Raw genomic sequence first — 21,635 nt, 5'->3', positions numbered from 1 at the left:
GTGTCGGTGTGCGGGGGCGGTGTGCGGGCCCGGACGAGCCAATCAGCCCGCCCACCATCGGACAACCCCCCTGTTCCCAGCGGCAGGCACAGGACTAACCTGTGGCCGCATGACCCTCAACCAGCTGAGGGCCTTCGTCGAAGCGGAGCGGCTCGGGTCGTTCACCGCGGCGGCGCGGGCCATGGACATCGCCCAGGCATCCGCCTCCGAACTCGTGCGCCGCCTGGAGGCGGAACTGGACGCCGAGCTGTTCGTGCGCGGCAGCCGCACCCTCGCGCTGACCTCGGCGGGGCAGGAGCTGCTGCCGTATGCCCAGCAGTCCGTGGAGGCCGCCGACAGCGGCACCCGGGCCGTGCACTCCCTCGGTTCGCTCGGCGGCGGCACCGCCACCTTCGGAGTCCTGCGCAACGCGGACTACTACCTGCTGTCCAACCTGGTGCAGCTGTTCCATGCCCGCTATCCGTCGGTGCGGGTGCGGCTCGTGGGCCAGAACTCCGCCGAGACCGCGGCGGCCGTGGCGGCCGGACGCATCGAGGCAGGCCTGGTGGTGCTCCCCATCGACGACGAGGAGCTGCAGGTGACGCCGCTACTGCGCGACGAGGTGTACTACGTCAGCGCGAGCGAGGAACGTACCCGGGCGCCGGTGACCATCGAGGACTTCGCGCGCGCACCCCTCGTCCTGTACGACGCCCACTACGGCTGGCAGGACCCCACGCGGCGGCAGCTCGCCGAACGCGCGCAGTTCGCGGGCGTCCGTATCGACCCGCTGATCGAGCTCGAACACGTGGAAGCCGCCCTGAAGTTGGTGACCACCGGGGTGGGCGACACGATCGCCAGCCGCGCCGTGGTCGACAGTCCGGCGTTCCCCGCGGGGCTGCACACGGCCCGCTTCGCCGACCCCCTCTACGACACCATCGCGCTGGTACGGCGCCGGGGACACCCACTGTCCCGCGCCACCCGCGAATTGGCCCGCATCGCCGAGGACACCCTGCGCGAGATCCGCCTCGCACGCGGCCTGTGAGGGGGATCGCGGTGACGCTCGTACGCGGTCTGTGACAGGTACCGCGGCCCCTCTCACACGCGGCCTGCGAGAGGGGCCGTGGTGACATGCAGGAAAACCCTGTGGATGGGACAGGAATCGCCCCTCTAGTCCTGTGGCAGAAGCCCGTCTAGCGTCCTCGCCATGCAGATCACGCACGACGAAGCCCAAGCCCTCCCTCCCCTCCAGTGGCTCAAGAAGCCGTCCGTCGACGGCCCGCCCGCCCAGCGCGACCCGAAGGTGGTCGAGCGCGTCTCCGAGATGCTCGCGGAAATCGAGCGCAAGGGCATGGACGCGGTGCGCTCCTACGCCCAGGAGCTGGACGGCTGGTCCAGCGAACTGGAGGTCTCCGCAAGCGAGTTGAAGAAGTCGGGCGACGCCCTGCCGCCGGACGTCCGCACCGCCCTGGAGATGGGCTACGAGCGCACCCACCGGTTCGCCGCCGCGCAGCGCGAGCACCTGACGGACTTCGAGATCGAGCTCGCCCCCGGCGTGAAGGGCGGCCAGCGGTACGTGCCCGTCTCCCGCGTCGGCGCCTACCTTCCGGCCGGCCGGTTCCCGCTGCTCGCCAGCGCCTTCATGACGGTCAACGTCGCCAAGACGGCCGGTGTGCCCACCGTGGTGGCGTGCACGCCGCCGTCGGGCGAGCACGGCGCCCACCCCGCGGTGCTGTACGGCGCCTACCTGTCCCGCGCCGACCGGGTGTTCGCCCTCGGCGGCGTACAGGCGCTCGGCGCGATGGCCTTCGGGCTGCTGGGCGAGGCGCCGGTGGACATGCTGGTCGGCGCGGGCAACGCGTTCGTCACCGAGGCCAAGCGGCAGCTGTTCGGCCAGGTCGGCATCGACCTGCTCGCCGGCCCGTCCGAGGTCGCGGTCATCGCCGACGACAGCGCCGACCCGGTGTGGGTGGCGGCCGACCTGCTGGGCCAGGCCGAGCACGGCCCCAACTCCCCTGCCGCGCTGATCACCACGTCCGAGCGGATGGGCAACGCCGTGATCGCCGAGATCGAGCGCCAGCTCACCGCCCTCTCCACCCGCGACATCTGCGGTCCGGCCTGGCGTGACTTCGGCTCCGTCATCGTGGTCGAGGACCGGGACGCGGCCGTCGCCGTCGCGGACGTCATCGCCCCCGAGCACCTCGAGGTGCACACCGAGGACGACGACTTCTACCTGGAGAACCTGTCCAACTACGGCTCGCTGTTCATCGGGCCGTGGTCCACCGTCGCGTACTCGGACAAGGGCATCGCCGGCACCAACCACGTGCTGCCGACGGGCAAGACCGCGCGGTACAACGCCGGCCTGTCGGTCTCCCGGTTCCTCAAGCCGCTGACGTACCAGCGGGCCGCGAAGGAGGGAACGGCCGCTCTGGCCCCGGCAGTTGAGCGGATCTCCGCCTTCGAGGGCCTGGCGGCCCACGGCGCCACCGCGACGCTGCGCATCGACGAGATCGGCCGCACCTCCGGCGCGTTCGACGACGTTCCGGCCGCGCTGCGCGAGCAGCTCTGACCACTCCTCCCACCGCCGGGCCGGGGGCGACGTCGTCATCGGCGTCCGTCCCCGGCCCACCCCTCTTCCGGGACCCTGCGTGCCGTTCAGGCGCGGCGCGGCTCCCACCTCGTCCGCGAGCCAAGGATCCTCACATGCAACACCCTCCTCCTGAGCCGTCCCCCGCCGCGGGAGCGACGCTCACCCAGGGCCTGAAGGGCCGCCAGATCACGATGATCTCCATCGGCGGGGTGATCGGCGCCGGTCTCTTCGTCGGCTCGTCGGCCGCCGTGGCCACCGCTGGTCCGGCCGTGATCGTCTCGTTCCTGCTGGCCGCCGCCCTGGTGGTGCTCGTCATGCAGATGCTCGGCGAGATGGCCGTCGCCAACCCCGACACCGGCTCCTTCTCCACGTACGCGGACCGTGCGCTGGGCCGCTGGGCCGGGTTCTCGATCGGGTACCTGTACTGGTGGTTCTACATTTTGGTCATCCCCATCGAGGCCATCGCGGCCGGTGAGGTCGTCGCGGGGCTGACCTCGATCCCTAGCTGGATACCGGCCCTCGCGGTGATCCTCGTGCTGACGGGCAGCAATCTGCTGGCGGTGCGCAACTACGGCGAGTTCGAGTACTGGTTCTCGCTGATCAAGGTCGTCGCCATCGTGGCATTCCTGGTCCTCGGGGCGCTCGCGGTGCTCGGAGTGCTGCCCGGGTCCGACACCCATGGTGTGTCGAATCTCTGGAGTCACGGCGGCTTCGCCCCGCAGGGTGTCACGGCGATCCTGGCCGGACTGCTCACCGCGATGTTCAGCTTCCAGGGCAGCGAGATCGTCACCATCGCGGCGGCGGAGTCCGAGGAGCCGCGCAAGAACATCAAGAAGGCGATCCGCGCGGTGGTGTGGCGTCTGGGGCTCTTCTACATCGGCTCGATCCTCGTCGTGGTCTGCCTCGTGCCCTGGAACGCCGACGACCTTGGGGCCGGGTCCTACCAGGCGGTCCTGGACCGGATGAACATCCCGGGCGCCGCCCGGATCATGGACGTGGTGCTGGTGGTCGCCGTGTGCAGCTGCCTCAACTCCGCCGTCTACACGGCCTCACGGATGCTGTTCTCACTGGCCGGGCGCGGCGACGCCCCGGCCGCCTTCGCCCGCACCTCACCGCACGGTGTGCCCCGCAATGCGGTGCTCGCGTCGACGGTCGTCGGCATCGCCGCGGTGATCGCCAACTATCTGCTGCCGGACGTGTTCTCGTACCTCATCGCCTCCAGCGGAGCGATCGCCCTGATGATGTACATGGTCATCGCGCTGACGCAGTACGCCGTGCGCCGCAAGGGCGACCGTCCGACCGACGTACGCATGTGGGGCTTCCCCTATCTGACGCTCGCCACCATCGCGTTCATCGCCGGGGTACTGGTCCTCATGGCCGTACTGCCGGGCCACCGGCTGGAGTTGTGGCTCTCGCTCGGGCTCGCCGCGGTGCTGGCCACCGTGGGTGTGGTGCGACAGCGACGTGGTGCGACTCCCACGGCGACCACCGAGCCCGTCCGCGCGACCTCCGGGTCGTGAGGGTTCAGCGGGCCTTGGCGTGGGTGGCTCTCGGGACGAACTCGGTCGGCAGGACCAGGCGTTCGCCGTCCGCGTCGACCTCCCCGGCGATCCGCCGGGCCAGCAACCGGGCCGCCTGACAGGCGAGTTCACCCAGATCGTGCCGGACGGTGGTGAGCCGGAACACCTCCCAGGCCGCCATGGGCAGATCGTCGAAGCCGATGACGGTGAGGTCGTCGGGCACCTTGACGCCCGCCGCGAGCGCGGCGTTGAGCACACCGATGGCGACCACGTCGTTGCCGCAGAAGACGGCGGTGGGCGGTTCGGCCGCCTTGAGGAGGGAGGGCAGCGCCGCGTACCCGGTCTCGTACTCGAACGCGCCACGCACCACGCGGTCGTCCGGCAGCCCGATGCCGGCATCCGCCAGGGCCAGCCGGAAGCCCAGCTCACGCTCGCGGCCCGTCGTGGTGTTGGCCGCACCGAAGATGCCCGCGATGCGGCGGTGGCCGAGCCCGACCAGCTCCTGCGCGACGAGGCGGCCACCTCCCTCGTTGTCGACGACGGAGGCGAAGTCGCCGGACCTGCCTGTGTCCCGGTTGAGGAACACGTAGGGCATGCCGCGCCGCTCCAGCAGGGCGGGCAGCCGCGAGTCGGTGGTGGCGGTCGCGAGCACGACGCCGTCAAGCGACTGGTCAAGGAGCTTCTCCTCGGCGACCGCCTCGTCGGAGCGCTCAGTGAGCAGCATCATCCGGTAGCCGAGCCGCTCCAGCTCGTCGTGGAGCGGCGCGACGACGTGCGGATAGAACGGGTTGGTCATGTCGGTGACGATGACGCCGACCCGATGGGTGGACCGGGTCGACAGCGTGCGGCCCGCTTCGCTGGGTACGTAGTTGAGCGCCTCGGCGGCCCGCTTGATCTTCGCGCGGGTGGCCTGCGAGACACGGGGGTCGTCACGCAGGGCGCGGGACACCGTGGGCTGCGAGACACCCGCGAGTTTCGCCACGTCGTGACTCGTGATCGCCATGTCTCTCTCCTCGTCGACACCTCGTACCGCCCGGAACCAGCACCGCGCCCGGACAGTATACGTACGCCACCCCGTATACGTATGTCTCCGCCGGATTCCTTGATCGCGGCGCGCCCGTCGACCGCAGGGAAATTCGTTTCTACCCCCTTGACAGGACACACCCCGGAGGCCTGTCATAGCAATGCATACGTATTCCATTCATGCTTGTCCACCAGGGAGCCCCCATGCCCGATGTCGTCGTGTCCACGCCCGACCTTGAGCGCCGCACGGTGCGCCGCAGCGACTTCGTCTCCTGCAACCAGGCCTTCATCGACTGCCGTACGCCCGGCTCGGACCGGAAGGAGAACTACGCCATGATCGGGCCGGGCGTCTCGCAGTCCTCCGGCCAGCACGTCAACCTGCGACTGCCGCACGGCTACAACATCGGCGCCGCCGCCATGCCGCACGGCATCACCAACAACCTGCACCTGCACTACACCGCCGAGGTGTTCATCTGCACCGACGGCGAGTACCTGCTGCGCTGGGGCGCCGACGGCAGCGAAGGTGAACTGCTGCTGAAGGCCGGGGACATCGCGTCCATCCCCACCTGGATCTTCCGCGGCTTCACCAACACCGGACCTGACGACGGCTGGCTGTTCACCGTGCTCGGCCATGACAGGACCGGCGGCATCATCTGGGGCCCCTCGGTCCTGCGCGAGGCGGCAGAGCACGGCCTGTACCTCAGCGCCGACAACCAGCTCGTCGACACCGCCGCCGGGGACGAGCTGCCGGCGGAGTCCGAGCGGGTCACGCCGATGGCGCAGGAGCACATCGACCGGCTGCGCCACTACAGCGCCGAGGAGATGAAGCGCCGGGTCGCCGCGGCCGACGAGCTCGTGTGGTCGGAGCACCCCTTCATCGACAGCAGCCTGTCGGGCGGCGGGGCGCGCCTGAGCTGCGTCATCGGCTACGGCATGACCGAGGACCCGCACCAGGACCCGCGTGTGTTCAACCCGCACGGCCACAACGTCGCCTGGCTGCGCGCCGAGCCCGGCCAGGGTGTCTCGCAGCACCGCCAGCAGGAGACCCAGACGCTCATCGTCAAGAACGGCGAGTGGGAGGTCACGCTCAACCGCACCGACCCGGTCTCGGTGCGCCTCGGCCCGCGCGACATGCTGTCGGTACCGCAGGACGCCTGGCGCACGGTGCGCAACGTCGGCGAGGAGGAGGGCGACCTCCTGGTGGTCAACTCCGGGGACGGCCGGGTCCGTCTGGAGTGGGACGAGGAGGTCCTCAAGGCGGCCGCCGACGCGGGCCTGGGCCTGGACCACAACGGGTACGTCGCCCCGTACGCGCTGCTCCCCCGCTCCGCGCGGCGCTGGTGACCGGCGTGCCGCTGCCCCTGGTCGTGGTCCCCGGCATGCTCTGCGACGCGAGCCTGTGGTCGGACGTCACCTTCCCCGAGGGCCACGACGTCCACCACGTCGCGCTGACGCAGCCGGACATCGGGGCGCTCGCGGACGATGTGCTGTCCGCGGTGGAAGGCCCGTTCGTGCTCGTCGGGCTCAGCCTGGGGGCCATCGTCGGGTTCGAGGCGCTGCGGCGGGCACCCGAGCAGGTGGCCGGACTATGCGTGATGGCGACGAACGCCGCGGCCCCTCGCCCCGAACAGCACGCCGCCTGGCGGGAGTTGGACGACCTCGTCGCGGCCGGCCGGTTCGCGGAGGTGGTCGAGCGCACGCTGCCGGACATGTTCCCCGACCGCCGCCCGACCACGGCGGGCGCCGAGCGCTACCGCCGCATGGCGCGGGCCGTGGGCCCCGATGCCGCCCGCGCCCAGCTCGCCGCCCAGCCCACCCGCGAGGACGCGTTCACGGCGCTGCGCTCGGCGCGCTGCCCCTCCGTCGTCCTCGCGGGCGGCCGGGACACGCTCTGCCCGCCCGCCTTCCACCACGCCATCGCCGAGGCCCTGCCGCACTCCCGTATGCGCGAACTTCCCGACGCCGGGCACCTGGTGCCGTGGCAGCGGCCGGACGCCGTGGGCGCGGCGCTGCAGGACCTGGTCGCCGCGGTCGCCGCCGCCTGAGCACCGACCCCGTATCCAAAGAATCGAGTTGAGGAGAGCCCTCATGCCCCGACATCTCAAGTCCCCCGTCCCCGCTGCCCAGGTGACCGCCGCCCGCGCGGACGTCGCCGACCGGGTGCGCGCCATCCTCGACGACGTCCGCGAGCGCGGCGACGAGGCGGTGCGCCAGTACTCCGAGAAGTTCGACAACTGGAGCCCGGAGTCGTTCCGCCTGTCGTCCGAGGAGATCGAGCGCATCGTCGCCGGTGTCCCGCAGCAGGTCCTCGACGACATCCGGTTCGTGCAGGAGCAGGTGCGTACGTTCGCGCAGGCCCAGCGTGACTCGATGCTCGACGTCGACATCGAGACACTGCCCGGCGTCCGCCTCGGCCACCGGCACGTACCTGTCGCCTCTGCCGGCGCCTACGTGCCCGGCGGCCGTTACCCGCTGACCGCCTCGGCCCATATGACGATCGTGACCGCGAAGGTCGCGGGCGTGCCCCGGGTCGTCGCCTGCACCCCGCCCATCCGGGGCGAGATCCCGGCCGCGACGGTCGCGGCGATGCACCTGGCGGGCGCCGACGAGATCTACCTGCTGGGCGGTGTCCAGGCCGTCGCGGCGATGGCCGTGGGGACCGAGACGATCGGCGGCGTGCCGATGCTGGCGGGGCCCGGCAACGCGTATGTGGCCGAGGCCAAGCGTCAGCTGTTCGGTGAGGTCGGCATCGACCTGTTCGCCGGACCCACCGAGATCCTGGTGGTCACGGACGAGCACGCGGACCCCTTCGTGGTCGCCGTCGACCTGCTGTCCCAGGCCGAGCACGGCCCGGACTCCCCCGCCGTCCTCGTCACCACGTCCGAGGAGCTGGGGCGCGAGGTCGAGCGGCACATCGAGCGGCTGCTGCCCGGCATGCCGACGAAGGACTTCGCCGGGCCGGCCTGGCGCGACCACGGCGAGATCGTCGTGGCCGACACCCTCGACGAGGCCTTCGAGATCGCCGACTCCTACGCCAGCGAGCACGTCGAGGTACTCACCGAGAACCCGCGCCAGGCCCTGGACAAGATGCGCGATTACGGTGCACTCTTCCTCGGCGAGGGCACCTGCGTCTCCTACGGCGACAAGGTCATCGGCACCAACCACGTGCTGCCCACCCGTGGCGCCGCCCGCTACACGGGCGGCCTGTGGGTCGGCAAGTACCTCAAGACGGTCACCCACCAGGAAGTCACCGACACCGCTTCGTCGGCGCTGCTCGGCGAGGTGTGCGGGCGCGCCGCCCGCGTCGAGCTCTTCGAGGGGCACGCGCGTTCCGGTGACGTACGCGCCGCGAAGTACGGCGACAAGGCCCTGACGTGGAACGAGGAGGCGGGCGCATGACCTCCCGTACGGAAGCACCACTCGCCGGGCGGACGGCACTCGTCACCGGCGGTGGCAGCGGCCTGGGCCGGGCCATCACCCGGTCCCTGCTGGCCGACGGCGCCCGCGTGGTGATCACCGGGCGCAACGTGGACTCCTTGAAGCGCACCGCCGACGAGCTCGGGCCCGGGGTCGTCCCCCAGGTCTGCGACGTGTCCCGCCCCGCGGACGTCGACGCGCTCGCCTCGGCCCTCGCGGACGAGGAGATATCGATCCTGGTCAACAACGCCGGCGTCGCGGGCCCCGTGGCGCCGCTGACCGACATCTCGCCCGAGGAGTGGGACGAGGTCTTCGACGTGAACGTACGCGGTGTGTTCCTGATGTGCCGGGCGTTCCTTCCCGCCATGACACGTCGTGGCTCCGGTGATGTCATCAACGTGGCATCGGTGTCGGGCAAGCGGCCGCTGCTGCGCCGCACACCGTACTGCGCGTCGAAGATGGCGGTCATCGGCCTGACGACGACGTTGGCGGGCGAGGTGGGACCGCAGGGTGTCACGGTCAACTCCCTGTCTCCCGGACCGGTTTCGGGTCCGCGCATGGAGCGCAACTTCCGTCTGGAGGCCGAGCGCACGGGCAGCAGCTACGCCGAGGCCGAGGAGGCCTTCGTGTCACGTGCCGCGCTCGGGCGGATGGTGACCGAGGAAGAGGTGGGCGACGCGGTGACGGCGATGCTGCGGATGCGTGGCCTGTGCGGCGCCGATATCGATCTCTCGGCAGGGATGGTGGCACGATGACGGTTCCTCGCACCCCGCGCCGGAGCCTCAAGCAGCGCCTGGCGGACGGTGAATCGCTGCGCGGCGGGCTGCTGCGGCTGCCGTCGGAGACGCTGGTGGAGATGGCGGGCGTCGCCGGTCTGGACTACGTGGTCATCGACTGCGAGCACGGGCCCGCGGACATGGCTCTGCTCCAGCAGCACATCTTGGCGGCGCAGGCCCACGGGATCGACGTCATCGTGCGTGTGGGCACCGCCGAGCCCGCGCTGGCGCTGCGCGCCCTCGACCTGGGCGCGGCCGGTCTCATCCATCCGCACGTGGACAGCGCCGAGGACGCCCGGCGGGCCGTGGCCGCGAGCCACTATCCGCCCTGGGGCGAGCGGGGCTTCGCCACGTACAGCAGGTCGGGGCGGTTCGGTACGGTCACCGCGGCCGAGCATGTGGCCGCGTCCCGCGAGACGCTGGTCATCCCGATGATCGAGACGCAGCGCGCCTGCGCCGCCGCCGACGAGATCGCCGGCACCGAGGGCGTGGACGCGGTCCTGGTGGGCCCCGCGGACCTCGCGGCGGACTGCGGCTTCCCCGCCCCGGAGGTCGTGAACGGCCTTGTACAGGAGGCACATCGGGCGACCGCGAAGAACGGTCGCACGGTGATGACGATCGTCCCGCACCTCGAAGCGGCGCTGGCCGCCGAGGAGGCCGGATCCCGGCTGATCGTCTTCAACATGGCGCAGGTACTGATGGACACCATGGGCGCCCTCGCGCACCGTCCGGACCGTGACACACCTTCGTCGTGACACACCTTCCTCGGACCCGTCCGCACCTCTTGACGGTCCACCCCCGGAACCTTAACGTTCAACCCTAGTTCATACGTATGCATACACCCGCACGTATGCACACCTCCCCCTCATTCGCACCCCTCATCCGCCGCGCGATCGGAGCAGCCATGTCCTCTGCAGCGCCACCTCGCACAACCCCAGCGACCGCCCCCGACGAAGCGGAGAAGCGGAGCGCGATTCGCCGGGCCATCGGCGCGGGCAGCGTCGGCAACTTCGTCGAGCAGTTCGACTACGGCCTGTACGGCTACATGGCGCCGATCATGGCCCCGGCGTTCTTCCCCGAGAGCGACAAGACCGTGGCGGTGCTCGGCACGTACGCGATCATCGCGATCGCGTGCCTGGTCCGCCCCCTCGGCGGGACCCTCCTCGGCCGCTGGGGCGACCGGGTGGGCCGCAGGAAGACGCTGCTGTGGACCCTGGTGGCCATGGGCGCGTCCACCGCCCTCGTCGCGGTCCTGCCCACGTACCACCAGGTCGGCATCCTGGCGCCGCTCCTGCTCCTGGCGCTCCGCGTGGTCCAGGGCGTCGTCTCCGGCGGCGAGTACGTCGGCGCGGTGGCGTTCATCGTCGAGTGGGCCGAGCCCAACCGGCGCGCCTACTACACCTCGTACGCCTCCAACAGCTGCTTCGTCGGCACGCTCGCCGGTGCCGGTGTCGCCGCGCTGACCAGCTGGGTGTTCGAGGGTCCCGCGCTCGACTCGTGGGGCTGGCGCATCCCGTTCCTGCTGGCGATCCCGCTCAGCCTGGTCGGCATGTGGATGCGCAGCCGCATCTCGGAGAGCCCGGAGTTCGTGCGGGCCACCGAGGACGGCACCAACGTCGTCAAGTCGCCGGTGCTCGAGGCCCTTCGCTCGCAGTGGCGTCCGATCCTGGTCTACTGCGGCATCTCCATCATGTGCGCGATCCTGTCCTACACGTGGGTCACGTTCTATCCGCAGTACCTGACGAACACGCTCGGCCTGCCCCGCTGGATGGGCCTGGCCTCCAACGCCATCTCGATCGCCGTCCTCATCCCGCTGCTGCCGCTGGCCGGCAAGCTCTCGGACCGCATCGGGCGCAAGCCGATGCTCATCACGGGCGCCATCGCCTGCATCGTCCTCGTCCCGCTCGCGTTCTGGGTGGGAGACCACGGGACCTTCGGCGCCGCCGTCGCCAGCCAACTCATCTATCTGGTACCGGAGTTCTTCCTCACCGGCATCATCACGGTCTGCGCGGCCGAGCTCTTCTCGACCCGCACCCGGTTCAGCGCGAGCGCCATCGCGTACAACAGCTCGTTCTCCATCTTCATGGGCATCACCCCGTTCGTGGCGACGCTGCTGGTCGACACCTTCGACTCGATCTACGCCGTGTGGGCCTACCTCGCCGTCGGCGCCGTCCTGGCACTCGTCGTCGTGACCGGCTTCATGACGGAGACGTACCGGAGCCAGCTGGGCGCGGACAAGTTCCCGCGCCAGGACACACCACAGCCGGCCTGATCCCGCGGCCCCGGACCCCTTGCCCGACACACCACACATCAGTCACGCTACATACGCATTCACACAGCACTGGAACGGAAGAACCACCATGGCCCTTGACCCCGTCGCGTACGAGCCCTACAACGACCCCGACGAGTTCATCCGCGAGGTGACCGACCGCATCTGGGTCCAGCGCGACATCGAACACATCGTCGCCAACTACGAGCCCGACTCGATCGTTCACGCCAGCCTCGGCACGGTCGTCGGCCGCGATGGTGTCATCGAAGGCAGCACGATGCGGATGGCCGCCGTGCCGGGCCACATCGGCCAGGCCGAGGACGTGGTGTGGGAGGCGCGCGGCGACGACGCGTTCCTCAGCTCGCACCTGGTCTTCTCCGCCGACGAGCACCTCGTGGACGGCCGCAACATCCGCGTCCGCAAGCGCACGGTCGCCAACTGCCTCTACCGGCGCGGCCGCATGGTCGAGGAGTGGGTGGTGCGCGACGACCTCGCGGACTGCCTGCAGCTCGGCATCGACCCGGACGAGGCCGCGCGCGGCATCCAGTTCCAGGGCTACACCGGGTCGATGACGGAGGACCCGCCGAAGGACGTCCTCCTGGAAGGTGTCAGCGGTCCGCGCCCCGACGACTTCCGCCCCGAGTGCGAGATGGTCCTGGACTTCATCGAGCAGGTCTGGTCGCAGCGCCGGCTCAACAAGGTCAACGACTTCATGGCGCGGGACCTCTTCCTGCACACCATCGGCGACCGCACCGTCATCCGCCCGGAGCGCTACCAGGCCGATCTGCTGGAGATGGTGGGCCCCTTCCCCGACGCGCGCTTCGCCGTACGGGACGTCCAGACCCACTACGCGGAGCGCTACGCCGGTCTGCGCGTGGCCGTGACCTGGACCATGCACGGAACGTACAAGGGCATCCCCGCCTTCGGCCCGCTCACCGGCAAGCCGGTCACGGTGCTCGGTGTCTCCCAGTTCCTGATCCAGGACGGCCGCATCGTGAAGGAGGTCCGCGTGTACGACGAGATCGCACTGCGCGCGCAGATCAACGCGGGCCGTGAGGACGGCGCGGACGTGGCGGCGAACATCTACTGATGTCTCCACTTGGCGAGGGTGGTCGGGACGGTGCGGCGCTGCACCGTCCCGACCATCTCGGCTGCCCTGCGCTGGAGTGCCGTCAGGACGGCGCGGGAACGTAACTGAGGTCCTTGGCCGTGAGCGAGGTGGGCCTCAACTTCAGCCACATCGTGCCCCGTTCGCTCGGTTCGTCGTAGAGATAGTCCACGAACCGCTCGTCCCACAGCGCCTCGTCCGCTCCCAGATAGCGGACCAGTTTGCGGCGCCCCCGCGGCACGTCGAACGGCACGAGCTCGGCCCGGCCCCTGGCGATCACCTGCTGAACCCGCCCTGTCGCGACGTCGCATTCGTCCACGACGAGCGCGACGTGGGGGTCGTCCTTCACCCGGTCGAACAGTCGGGCCCACGGGCCCGTCAGCACCCAGAACGCGCCGTCCTCCCACAGGAACCAGACCGGGCGGACAGTGGGCCCGCTGGTGGCGAGGCGCGCGGTGAGCGGCTGTCGCAGGAACGTGTCCACATCGAAGTCACGAGACATCACATCGCCCACCCTGTGGTGTCACGACCCTCCTGTCGACCGACCTCCGACCTGCGACTTCCGTCCTAGGACGGGGTGCGCGAGCCGCACTCGGTCCAGACTCAGTCGAGCGCGACCCCGGTCAGGTCCCGCAGCGCCCGCAGGAGCCGTTCCTGGAACCGCGGGTCGCGCGCCGCTGGGTGCGGGTCCTCGGTGTGCCGGTGGTACCAGTAGCCGCCGGTGGGCGGGGTGACGCCGGTGTGGGTGCCCAGCCATGTCTGGGTGCGGTGACCGGCCGTCAGGTCGTCGGTGGCCGCCGGGCCGCCCATGCGGGTGGGGACCCAGCCCGGGTCGACGGCATGCGCGGCCGTCCCTTCCCAGCGGGTCGCGAGGGCCACGGTCAGCGCGGTCACCCACAGCTTGGTGTCGCTGTACGTGGCCGTGCCTTCGGTCAGCCGCGTGAGGTCGGTGGAACCGTCCCGGTGCATGGAGCTGCTCAGGTAGATGAGCGTGGACGGCTTGTCCATCAGGGCGGTCAGTACGTACGGCGCGACCGTGTTGACCGTGGCCGACTCGGGGCTGTGCATGGTGCCCGCGTTGTGGATGACCGCGTCGAAGCGGCCGAACTCCGCGGCCTGCCGGGCGACTTCGGGGATCTCGCCGGTCTCGGCCAGGTCCCCGGTGACCACGCCCGCCCAACGGCCCGCCCCGGACGGCGCGGCGACGCGCGCCGGGGTCCGGGCGTGCACGACCACGTCGTGCCCGTCCCCGGCCAGCGCGTCCGCCGTCGCGTGTCCGAGGCCGGTGGAGGCTCCCGTCACCAGGATCAGGGACATGTGCGTGTACTCCGTCCGTTGGTGGTCACAGCGTTCCGTAGGGGGTCACAGCGTTCACAGCGTAAGCAGGACCTTCGTGGCCCGTCGCTCGTCCATCGCCTTGTAGCCCTCGGGGGCCTGCTCCAGCGGCAGCGTGAGGTCGAAGACCTTGCCGGGGTCGATCTTCCGGTTCCAGATCAGCTGGATCAGTTCGGGAAGGAAACGGCGTACGGGGGCGGGTCCGCCGAGGGTGTGGATGCCGGCGAAGAAGAGCTCGATGCCGGGGATCCGGACGTCGTGGTTGACGCCGACGTATCCCAGGTGGCCGCCGCCGCGGGTGGCGCCCACGGCCTGCATGAAGGACTCCTGCGTGCCGACCGCCTCGACGACGGAGTGCGCGCCGAGGCCGTCGGTGAGTTCCTTGATCTTCGCTACGCCCTCGTCGCCCCGTTCCTCCACGATGTCGGTCGCACCGTAGTAGCGGGCCAGCTTCTGCCGCTCCGGGTGGCGGGACATCGCGATGATGCGCTCGGCGCCCAGTTGTTCGGCGGCGAGGACGGCCATGAGCCCGACCGCGCCGTCGCCGACGACCGCGACGGTCTTGCCGGGTCCCGCCTCCGCTGCGACGGCCGCGAACCAGCCGGTCCCCAGCACGTCGGAGGCGGCCAGCAGGGCAGGGATCAGTTCCGGGGCGGGTTGGCCCGGGGTGGCGACGAGGGTGCCGTCGGCCAGCGGGATGCGGGCCTTCTCGGCCTGCGTGCCGATCCCGCCGTGCACGAACTCGGCGTGCACGCACTTGGACTGGAACCCGGCGCGGCAGATCTCGCAGGTGTTGTCGGAGATGACGAACGAGCCGACGACGAAGTCCCCGGGCCCGACGGTCTCGACCGCGTCACCGACCTCCTCGACCACACCCACGTACTCGTGCCCCATGAGCGTGTGGTCGACGGGCTCGATCCCGCGGTACGGCCACAGGTCCGAGCCGCAGATGCAGGTCGCGGTCAGCTTCACGATCGCGTCGGTGGGCTCGAGGATCTTCGGGTCCTCGCGGTCCTCCACTCGGACGTCGCCGGCGTTGTGCATCACTACTCCACGCATGGTGGGTCTCCTCGTTCCGTGTTCGGTGTGTTCGGTGTGGTGGGTCTCCTCGTTCCGTGTTCGGTGTGTTCGGTGTGGTGGGCCCCAAGGGACGCGGTGTCCGTCCGGCCCGGAGCCGCTGGCTAGGCACGCGCCTGCGCTGGGCGGCGATGGCTCCTGAGACCCATGATGATCGCGGGGATCAGGGTCAGCGCGGCGACGGCCGTGCCGACGACGGCGGGGCCGGTCGTGCCGAGCGGGCCGGCCAGTGAGAGCCCGGCCGCCCAGGATCCGACGGCCGTGCCGAGGTTGAAGGCCGCGACGGTCAGGCCGGAGGCCAGCGCCGGGGCCCGGTCGGCGTAGCGGACGGCGAGGGCGATCAGGACCGGGTTGGCGCCGAGGCCGAAGAAGCCCAGCAGGGCGACCAGCACGACCGTCGCCGGGGCCGAGCCGGCCAGCAGGCAGATCGCCAGCAGCAGGAGTGTCGCCCCGGTCGGGGCGACGATGGTCACCACGTGGGGGCGGCGGTCGCCCAGGCGTCCGCCGACGAGCGACCCTGCGAGGGCGCCGAGACCGAAGCCGACCAGGACCAGCGGTACGTATCCGGAGGCGAGGCCGGACCGGCCGGTCAGCAGCGGCGCGATGTACGAGTACGCGGCCAGGACACCGCCGGTCGTGGTGGCGCAGGCGGCCAGCACCAGCCAGAGCCGTCCGGAGCGCAGCGCCGACAGCTCGGAGCGGATCGATCCGCCGTGCCGGTCCGGGCCGTCGTGCGGGACGGTGCGGGCGATCAGGACGACGGCCGCCGCTGCGAGCGCCGCGAGGGCCCAGAACGGGCCGCGCCAGCCCATGGCCTGTCCGGCGAACGCGCCCAGCGGCACTCCGACGACGTTGGCGAGCATCGCCCCGGCCCCGACGAGGCCCAGGGCGCGAGCGTTCGCGGCGGGTCCCGCGGCGTGCGCGGCGGCCACGTTGGCCACGGCCCAGAACGCGCCCGTGGCGATCGCGGTCAGGAACCGGGCCGCCAGCAGCAGCGGGAAGCTGGAGCCGAGGGCGACGACGACGTGGCCCACGGCGAAGACCCCCAGGGCCAGCATCAGGGTCAGCCGCTTGGGCAGCCGCAGCGTGAGCATCGCCATCAGCGGCGCGCCCACGATCATCCCGACGGCGAAGACGGTGATCAGGAGCCCCGTCCGCGCCACGCCGACCTGCAGGTCTCCCGCGATCTCGGGCAGCAGCCCGGCGACCACGAATTCGGTGGTGCCCATCAGGAACGTGCCCATCGCCAGCACGTACACGACGAGCGGGAGGCGGGCGGACGGCGCCGACCGGGTCTGGGCTGTCCGGCCGTCCGTGGGGGCGTGGAGGGTTCCTCCTCGCGTACTCATGCATCAACTCCGTGGGGTGACTCTGTGCAGCGCCTGTTCGCGGCGCCTCTGTGCCGTGCTGGTTCCACGAAACCGGTGTTTCCGCAGGTGGGGAAGGTTGCGTTTATAGGGGGTACAAGCTCGACCTCCCTCGGCGGCGGCCCATGGCTACCGTGGAACGCATGGACGAGCGAAGCGACCAGCGCGGCGAGATCAGGGACTTTCTCGCCAGTCGACGCGCCAGGATCACCCCGGAGCAGGCCGGGCTGCCCACCAGTACCCGGCGGCGCGTGCCCGGGCTGCGGCGCGAGGAGGTCGCCGTGCTGGCGGGTGTCAGCACCGAGTGGTACACGCGGCTGGAGAAGGGCCACATCGGCGGCGTGTCCGAGGACGTGCTCGCCGCGGTCGCGCAGGCCCTGCAACTGGACGAGGACGAGCGCACCTATCTGTTCGACCTGGCCCGCGCCGCCAGGCCCGCCCGCCGGGCGCCGTCCCGCCGCCGAGACGTCGCCGTGCCGCCGCGCGTCCAGTGGATGCTCGACTCGATGACCATGTCCTCGGCCTTCGTACGCAACGGCCGCCAGGACGTCATCGCCCACAACGCGCTGGCCCACGCCCTGCACACACCGATGTTCGCCAGCCCCACCACCGACAAGCAGGGCCGCCCCAACATCGCCCGCTACATCTTCCTCGACCCCGGATCGCAGGACTTCTTCGTCGACTGGGACGCCGCCACCGTCGCGACCACCGCCCTGCTGCGCGCCGAGGCCGGCCGCGAGCCCCACGACCGGGCGCTGCGCGAACTCATCGGTGAACTGTCCACGCTGAGCCCCGAGTTCCGCTCCCAGTGGGCCGCCCACGACGTCCGCATCCGCCACGAAGGCATCAAACGGCTGCGCCACCCCGACGTCGGTGACCTGGAACTCTCCTACCTCTCCCTGGATCTGCCGATGGCGAGCCGCGCGGTCCACGACCTGACGCTCTACTCGGCCGAACCCGGCACCACCTCCGAAGAGCGCCTCAAGCTCCTCTCCAGCCTGGCGGCCACCCGCTCCCACGAGGCCGTCCCGCCCCGCGCATAGTTCCCCGTCCCCCGCTTCACGCCAACAGCCCCTGGGCACTTAGGAGTCAAGGGCCCACAGACGTCACATCCACCGCCGCCGAGCGTTCACCTCCGCCTCACCCGAGCCCGCCACCGTGGGTCCCCTGCCCAGACCTCGACGCACCAGGAGGACCCATGACCGAGCACCCCCGCCTCACACGCCGCCACGGACTGCGTGCCGTACTCGCCGTGGCCGCGGCGCTTCCCGCCGCCGCGGCGGTGACCACCACCGTCGCGGCGCCCGCGGGCGCCGCGACGTCGGGCCGCGGAGGGCGTCTGCACGTCATGACGTTCAACCTCCGCTACGCCTCCGACACCTCGCCCCACTCCTGGGCCGACCGCCGCCCGGTGATGCGCGAACTGCTCCGCAAGGAACGGCCGCACGTCATCGGCACCCAGGAGGGCCTGTACCACCAACTCCAGGACATTCACGAAGACTTGGGTGAGCACTACGCCTGGATCGGCACGGGCAGAGCGGGCGGCAGCCGGGACGAGTTCGGCACCGTCTTCTACGACACGCGACGCCTGCGCCCGGTCGAGTTCGACCACTTCTGGCTCTCCGACACCCCGGAGCTGATCGGCTCGAAGACCTGGGGCAACTCGGTGATCCGGATGGCCACATGGGTGCGCTTCGCCGACCTCACCGAGGGCGGCAAGGAGTTCTACCTCCTCAACACCCACTTCGACCACCAGGTCCAGGTGTCCCGCGTGAAGTCGGCGGAGCTGATCGCCTCGCGGATCGCGGCGCTCGACAAGTCCCTGCCGCTGCTGATGACCGGCGACTTCAACGTGGCCGCGCACGGCAACCCGGTCTACGACCAGCTCCTCGCCACGGGCCTCAAGGACACCTGGGACGCGGCCGCCCAACGCAGCAAGCTCTACGCCACGTTCCACGGTTACAAGCCGCTCGTCCCTGACGGCGACCGCATCGACTGGATCCTCGCCACGCCGGGCGTGACCGTGCACTCCGCGTCCATCAACACGTATGAGAAGAACGGCCAGTTCCCGAGTGACCATCTGCCGGTGCAGGTGAGGCTGACGCTCGGCTAATTGCAGTTCCCGGACAGGCGGTTCAGTCCTGCCCCGATAGGAGCTGACTGCACAGGGCCTGTTGGTGCTCGGCGCCGCGATGAGGGTCGGCGGAGCCGAGCACCGCGATGCGTGAAACTGCTTGAACTCCCGTCCTTTCACGCAACATTGACACTGCATCAGCAAGGTGGTCTAGTCCGCTAGAGCACGTTGCATGTGCCAACCGTGGAGGTTCACTCATGTTCCGCACGAAGCACAGATCGCACGTATTGCACAGGTCGCACAGGTCGCACAGGACTGACGGATCCCGCAGAACTGACAGATCCCGCAGGACGCCGCTCATCGCCGTCCTCGCCGTGGCGGCCCTGGCCGCCGCTCCCCTGACATTCGGCTCGGGCCCGGCCGCCGCCGGATCAGGGTCCGGGTCCGGAGCCGGGGCCGATGACGGCGCGCCCGCCATCACCCCCGCCCCGCACAGCGAGCAGCAACGCTCCGACCGGGTCATCATCACCCCCGCCGTCACGGTCGTCACCGGCGCGAAGTCCGACCCGGCCGCCGTGCAACTGACCACCGCCGTACTGAAGGCGGCCGGCGCGCGGGATGTCACCACCACGCGGAAGGCTCCCGCGGGCTCCGGTTCGCTGACGGTCTACGTCGGTGGCCCCTCCGAGAACCCGGCCTCCGCGGGCGCACTCGACGCCCTGCGCACCGACGGTCCGGCCGGGCTCGCCGCCGAGGGTTACGTCCTCGCCATGGGCGGCAAGGGCGCGGGCCGCATCGTGCTGTCCGGCGCCGATCCGACCGGCACGTACTACGCGGCGCAGTCGCTGCGCCAGGTGCTGCCGCACCGCAAGACCCCCGGCGCCACCGTGCGCGGACTGGCCGTGCGCGACTGGCCGGCGACGCCGGTGCGCGGTGTCATCGAGGGCTTCTACGGCACCCCGTGGTCGCACGAGGCGCGCCTGGACCAGCTCGACTACTACGGCGAGCACAAGATGAACATCTACGTGTACTCGCCGAAGGACGATCCGTATCTGCGCGCCAAGTGGCGCGACCCGTACCCGCCCGAACAGCTCGACCAGATCAAGGAGTTGGTGGAACGGGCGCGCGCGAAGCACGTCGAGTTCACCTATGCCCTCTCCCCCGGTCTGAGCGTCTGTTACAGCTCCGACGACGACCTCAAGGCGCTCACCGACAAGTTCCAGACGCTGTGGGACATCGGGGTGCGGCAGTTCGCGGTGCCGCTGGACGACATCAGCTACACCGACTGGAACTGCGACGCGGACAAGACGAAGTGGGGCACCGGCGGAGGCGCCGCCGGTCAGGCGCAGGCGTATCTGCTCAACCGGGTCAACCAGCAGTTCATCAAGACCCATGACGGCGCCCTGCCGCTGCAGATGGTGCCGACGGAGTACTACAACACCACCTCCACGCCGTACAAGACGGCGATCGCCGGGCAGCTCGACAAGGATGTGCTCGTCGAGTGGACGGGCGAGGGTGTCGTGGCGCCGACGATGACGGTGGCTCAGGCGAAGCGGGCCAAGGCGGTCTTCGGGCACGAGATCCTGACGTGGGACAACTATCCCGTCAACGACTTCGCCACCGGGCGGCTGTTCCTCGGCCCGTTCAGCGGACGCGAGAAGGGGCTTGCCGAGGAACTGGCCGGGATCACCGCCAACCCGATGATCCAGCCGTACGCCTCGAAGCTCGCCCTGCACACCGTCGCCGACTACACATGGAACGACTCGGCGTACGACGCCGACGTCTCCTACCGCGCTGCCGTCGAGGAGACGGCCGGTGGGAACGCCAAGGTCGCGCGGGCGCTGCGGGCGTTCACTGACCTCAACCACAGCTCGCGGATGGACTCCGTGGAGGCGCCGGAGCTGTCGAAGTTGATGAAGGGGTACTGGGACGGTTCCGTCCCGGCGTCCCGGCTGACGGCGGCGTTCGCGGCGCTGCGGGACGCGCCGGCGACGATTCGCGACGGCGTCGAGAAGGGCTTCGTCGAGGACTCCGGGCCGTGGCTGGACTCCGCTCAGGCGTGGGGCAGGGCCGGGGTCGCGGCGGTGCGGATGCTGGAGGAGCAGCGCGCCGGGCACACCGACGCGGCCTGGACGCTCCGTCAGCAGCTGCCCGATCTGGTCACGAAGGCGAAGTCGTACCGGTACACCGACCTCAACGGCAACAAGGTGCCGGTGGTCGTCGGTGAGGGTGTGCTCGAACCGTTCTTCGCGAAGGTGCGGGACACGTCCAACAAGGGGCTCGGCCTGCCGCCGCAGCCGACCGGCACGACCGGGCTGCCGGTCTACAACGGCAACACGGCCGACCGGATGACCGACGGCGACGACTCCACGTACTTCTGGAGCGGCCGGGCGCCGAAGACGGGCGAGGGTGTCGGTGTCGACCTGGGCGGTGAGCAGCCGCTCGGTTCGGTGACGGTGACCATGGGCAAGTCCGGGAGCACCGAGGACTATCTGCACAAGGGTGTCCTCGAGTACTCGTCGGACGGCACGACGTGGCACGCGCTGGGCGCGGAGTTCAGCGGGAAGGCGACGTGGACGGCGGACGCGCCGAGCGGCACGACCGCCCGGTACGTGCGCGCCCGCGCGAGCGCCGACCAGACGAACTGGCTGATCGTCCGCGAGTTCACGGTGGCACGTACGGACCGCCCGACGGTGAGCGGCGGCCCGGCCGCGGCGGAGGGCAGCAGCCTTGCCGCGGCGGCGGACGGCCTCCCCGAGAGCGCCTACCGCGCCGCCTCCGCCCCGGCCTCGGACGACGCCGTCACCGTGACGTACCCGGCGCCGCGCGCCGTGTCCTCGGTGACGGTGCTGCGCCCGGACGACGCGACGTCGTCGAAGGCGCAGGTGCAGCTGCGCGTCAACGGCACATGGCAGGACCTCGGCCCGCTCGACGGTTCCGTCACCACCCTGCCCGCGCCCGCCGGGGCGAGTGCGGACGCGGTGTGGCTGGTGTGGGGTGACGGCTCGGCGGCTCCGGTGCTGAGCGAGGTGATCGTTAAGTAGGCGTGGGGCCGTGAACTGCCCGGGTGCGGAGAGCCGTTGTCGGTTTTCCGCACCCGGGC

Annotated in this window: 18 protein-coding genes; 13 read left to right on the top strand and 5 right to left on the bottom strand. The window is 70.7% G+C overall.

Annotated elements, in window-relative coordinates; genetic code table 11:
• Positions 1 to 109: 109 nt before the first annotated feature.
• From OHA73_RS41315 to OHA73_RS41305, 3 genes are all read left to right on the top strand, one after another.
• The gene (locus tag OHA73_RS41315) at positions 110 to 1,021 is read left to right on the top strand and encodes a LysR family transcriptional regulator (RefSeq protein ID WP_267073669.1); all 912 of its coding nucleotides are present in this window, start codon (positions 110 to 112) and stop codon (positions 1,019 to 1,021) included.
• A 162-nt stretch (positions 1,022 to 1,183) separates the two neighbouring features.
• Positions 1,184 to 2,545 carry a histidinol dehydrogenase gene (gene hisD, locus OHA73_RS41310; protein WP_266724060.1) on the top strand — a complete coding sequence of 454 codons (1,362 nt, stop codon included), beginning with the start codon at positions 1,184 to 1,186 and terminating at the stop codon, positions 2,543 to 2,545.
• Between the two features lie 134 nt (positions 2,546 to 2,679).
• A complete protein-coding gene (locus OHA73_RS41305) occupies positions 2,680 to 4,086 on the top strand; it encodes an amino acid permease (RefSeq protein WP_266724058.1) in 1,407 nt (468 codons plus the stop codon).
• Positions 4,087 to 4,090: 4 nt separating this feature from the next.
• On the opposite strand, the gene OHA73_RS41300 is transcribed toward OHA73_RS41305, so the two are convergent.
• Positions 4,091 to 5,089 (bottom strand): LacI family DNA-binding transcriptional regulator, encoded by a 999-nt coding sequence (locus OHA73_RS41300; protein WP_266724056.1) that lies wholly within the window; start codon positions 5,087 to 5,089, stop codon positions 4,091 to 4,093.
• Positions 5,090 to 5,313: 224 nt separating this feature from the next.
• Between OHA73_RS41300 and OHA73_RS41295 the strand changes: the two genes are divergently transcribed.
• From OHA73_RS41295 to OHA73_RS41265, 7 genes are all read left to right on the top strand, one after another.
• Positions 5,314 to 6,453 carry a cupin domain-containing protein gene (locus tag OHA73_RS41295; protein ID WP_327657846.1) on the top strand — a complete coding sequence of 380 codons (1,140 nt, stop codon included), beginning with the start codon at positions 5,314 to 5,316 and terminating at the stop codon, positions 6,451 to 6,453.
• Between the two features lie 5 nt (positions 6,454 to 6,458).
• On the top strand, positions 6,459 to 7,154 hold the full coding sequence (locus OHA73_RS41290; protein ID WP_327657845.1) for an alpha/beta fold hydrolase: 696 nt from the start codon (positions 6,459 to 6,461) through the stop codon (positions 7,152 to 7,154).
• A gap of 43 nt (positions 7,155 to 7,197) precedes the next feature.
• Positions 7,198 to 8,508, top strand: coding sequence for a histidinol dehydrogenase (hisD, locus tag OHA73_RS41285; protein WP_327657844.1), 1,311 nt, complete (start codon positions 7,198 to 7,200; stop codon positions 8,506 to 8,508).
• The gene (locus OHA73_RS41280) at positions 8,505 to 9,281 is read left to right on the top strand and encodes an SDR family NAD(P)-dependent oxidoreductase (RefSeq protein WP_266724048.1); all 777 of its coding nucleotides are present in this window, start codon (positions 8,505 to 8,507) and stop codon (positions 9,279 to 9,281) included. The genes hisD (OHA73_RS41285) and OHA73_RS41280 overlap by 4 nt, the downstream gene beginning before the upstream one ends.
• Positions 9,278 to 10,057 (top strand): HpcH/HpaI aldolase family protein, encoded by a 780-nt coding sequence (locus OHA73_RS41275; RefSeq protein WP_327657843.1) that lies wholly within the window; start codon positions 9,278 to 9,280, stop codon positions 10,055 to 10,057. The genes OHA73_RS41280 and OHA73_RS41275 overlap by 4 nt, the downstream gene beginning before the upstream one ends.
• A 149-nt stretch (positions 10,058 to 10,206) precedes the next feature.
• Positions 10,207 to 11,574 (top strand): MFS transporter, encoded by a 1,368-nt coding sequence (locus OHA73_RS41270; RefSeq protein ID WP_327657842.1) that lies wholly within the window; start codon positions 10,207 to 10,209, stop codon positions 11,572 to 11,574.
• A gap of 88 nt (positions 11,575 to 11,662) precedes the next feature.
• Positions 11,663 to 12,661, top strand: coding sequence for a nuclear transport factor 2 family protein (locus tag OHA73_RS41265; RefSeq protein ID WP_327657841.1), 999 nt, complete (start codon positions 11,663 to 11,665; stop codon positions 12,659 to 12,661).
• A gap of 82 nt (positions 12,662 to 12,743) precedes the next feature.
• Here OHA73_RS41265 and OHA73_RS41260 read toward each other — a convergent pair whose 3' ends face one another.
• From OHA73_RS41260 to OHA73_RS41245, 4 genes are all read right to left on the bottom strand, one after another.
• The gene (locus OHA73_RS41260; RefSeq protein WP_327657840.1) at positions 12,744 to 13,181 is read right to left on the bottom strand and encodes a pyridoxamine 5'-phosphate oxidase family protein; all 438 of its coding nucleotides are present in this window, start codon (positions 13,179 to 13,181) and stop codon (positions 12,744 to 12,746) included.
• Between the two features lie 101 nt (positions 13,182 to 13,282).
• Complete coding sequence (locus tag OHA73_RS41255; RefSeq protein ID WP_327657839.1) at positions 13,283 to 13,996, bottom strand: SDR family NAD(P)-dependent oxidoreductase; 714 nt, start codon at positions 13,994 to 13,996, stop codon at positions 13,283 to 13,285.
• 54 nt (positions 13,997 to 14,050) lie between these two features.
• Positions 14,051 to 15,073, bottom strand: a complete 1,023-nt coding sequence (locus OHA73_RS41250; protein ID WP_327657838.1) for a zinc-dependent alcohol dehydrogenase family protein — start codon at positions 15,071 to 15,073, stop codon at positions 14,051 to 14,053.
• A 122-nt stretch (positions 15,074 to 15,195) separates the two neighbouring features.
• Positions 15,196 to 16,440 carry an MFS transporter gene (locus tag OHA73_RS41245; protein WP_327657837.1) on the bottom strand — a complete coding sequence of 415 codons (1,245 nt, stop codon included), beginning with the start codon at positions 16,438 to 16,440 and terminating at the stop codon, positions 15,196 to 15,198.
• A gap of 161 nt (positions 16,441 to 16,601) precedes the next feature.
• Here OHA73_RS41245 and OHA73_RS41240 point away from each other — a divergent pair, with 161 nt between their 5' ends.
• From OHA73_RS41240 to OHA73_RS41230, 3 genes are all read left to right on the top strand, one after another.
• Entirely contained in the window at positions 16,602 to 17,501 is a 900-nt protein-coding gene (locus OHA73_RS41240; RefSeq protein WP_327657836.1) for a helix-turn-helix transcriptional regulator, read from the top strand.
• 155 nt (positions 17,502 to 17,656) lie between these two features.
• Positions 17,657 to 18,571: an endonuclease/exonuclease/phosphatase family protein gene (locus OHA73_RS41235; protein WP_327657835.1), complete on the top strand. Its 915-nt coding sequence runs from the start codon at positions 17,657 to 17,659 to the stop codon at positions 18,569 to 18,571.
• A gap of 218 nt (positions 18,572 to 18,789) precedes the next feature.
• Entirely contained in the window at positions 18,790 to 21,576 is a 2,787-nt protein-coding gene (locus tag OHA73_RS41230) for a beta-N-acetylglucosaminidase domain-containing protein (protein ID WP_443063179.1), read from the top strand.
• Positions 21,577 to 21,635 lie beyond the last annotated feature (59 nt).

This window comes from Streptomyces sp. NBC_00483 (assembly GCF_036013745.1).
GTDB lineage: Bacteria > Actinomycetota > Actinomycetes > Streptomycetales > Streptomycetaceae > Streptomyces.
The sequence above is the reverse complement of the archived record's forward strand: the minus strand, read 5'-3'. Positions and strand labels throughout refer to the sequence as shown.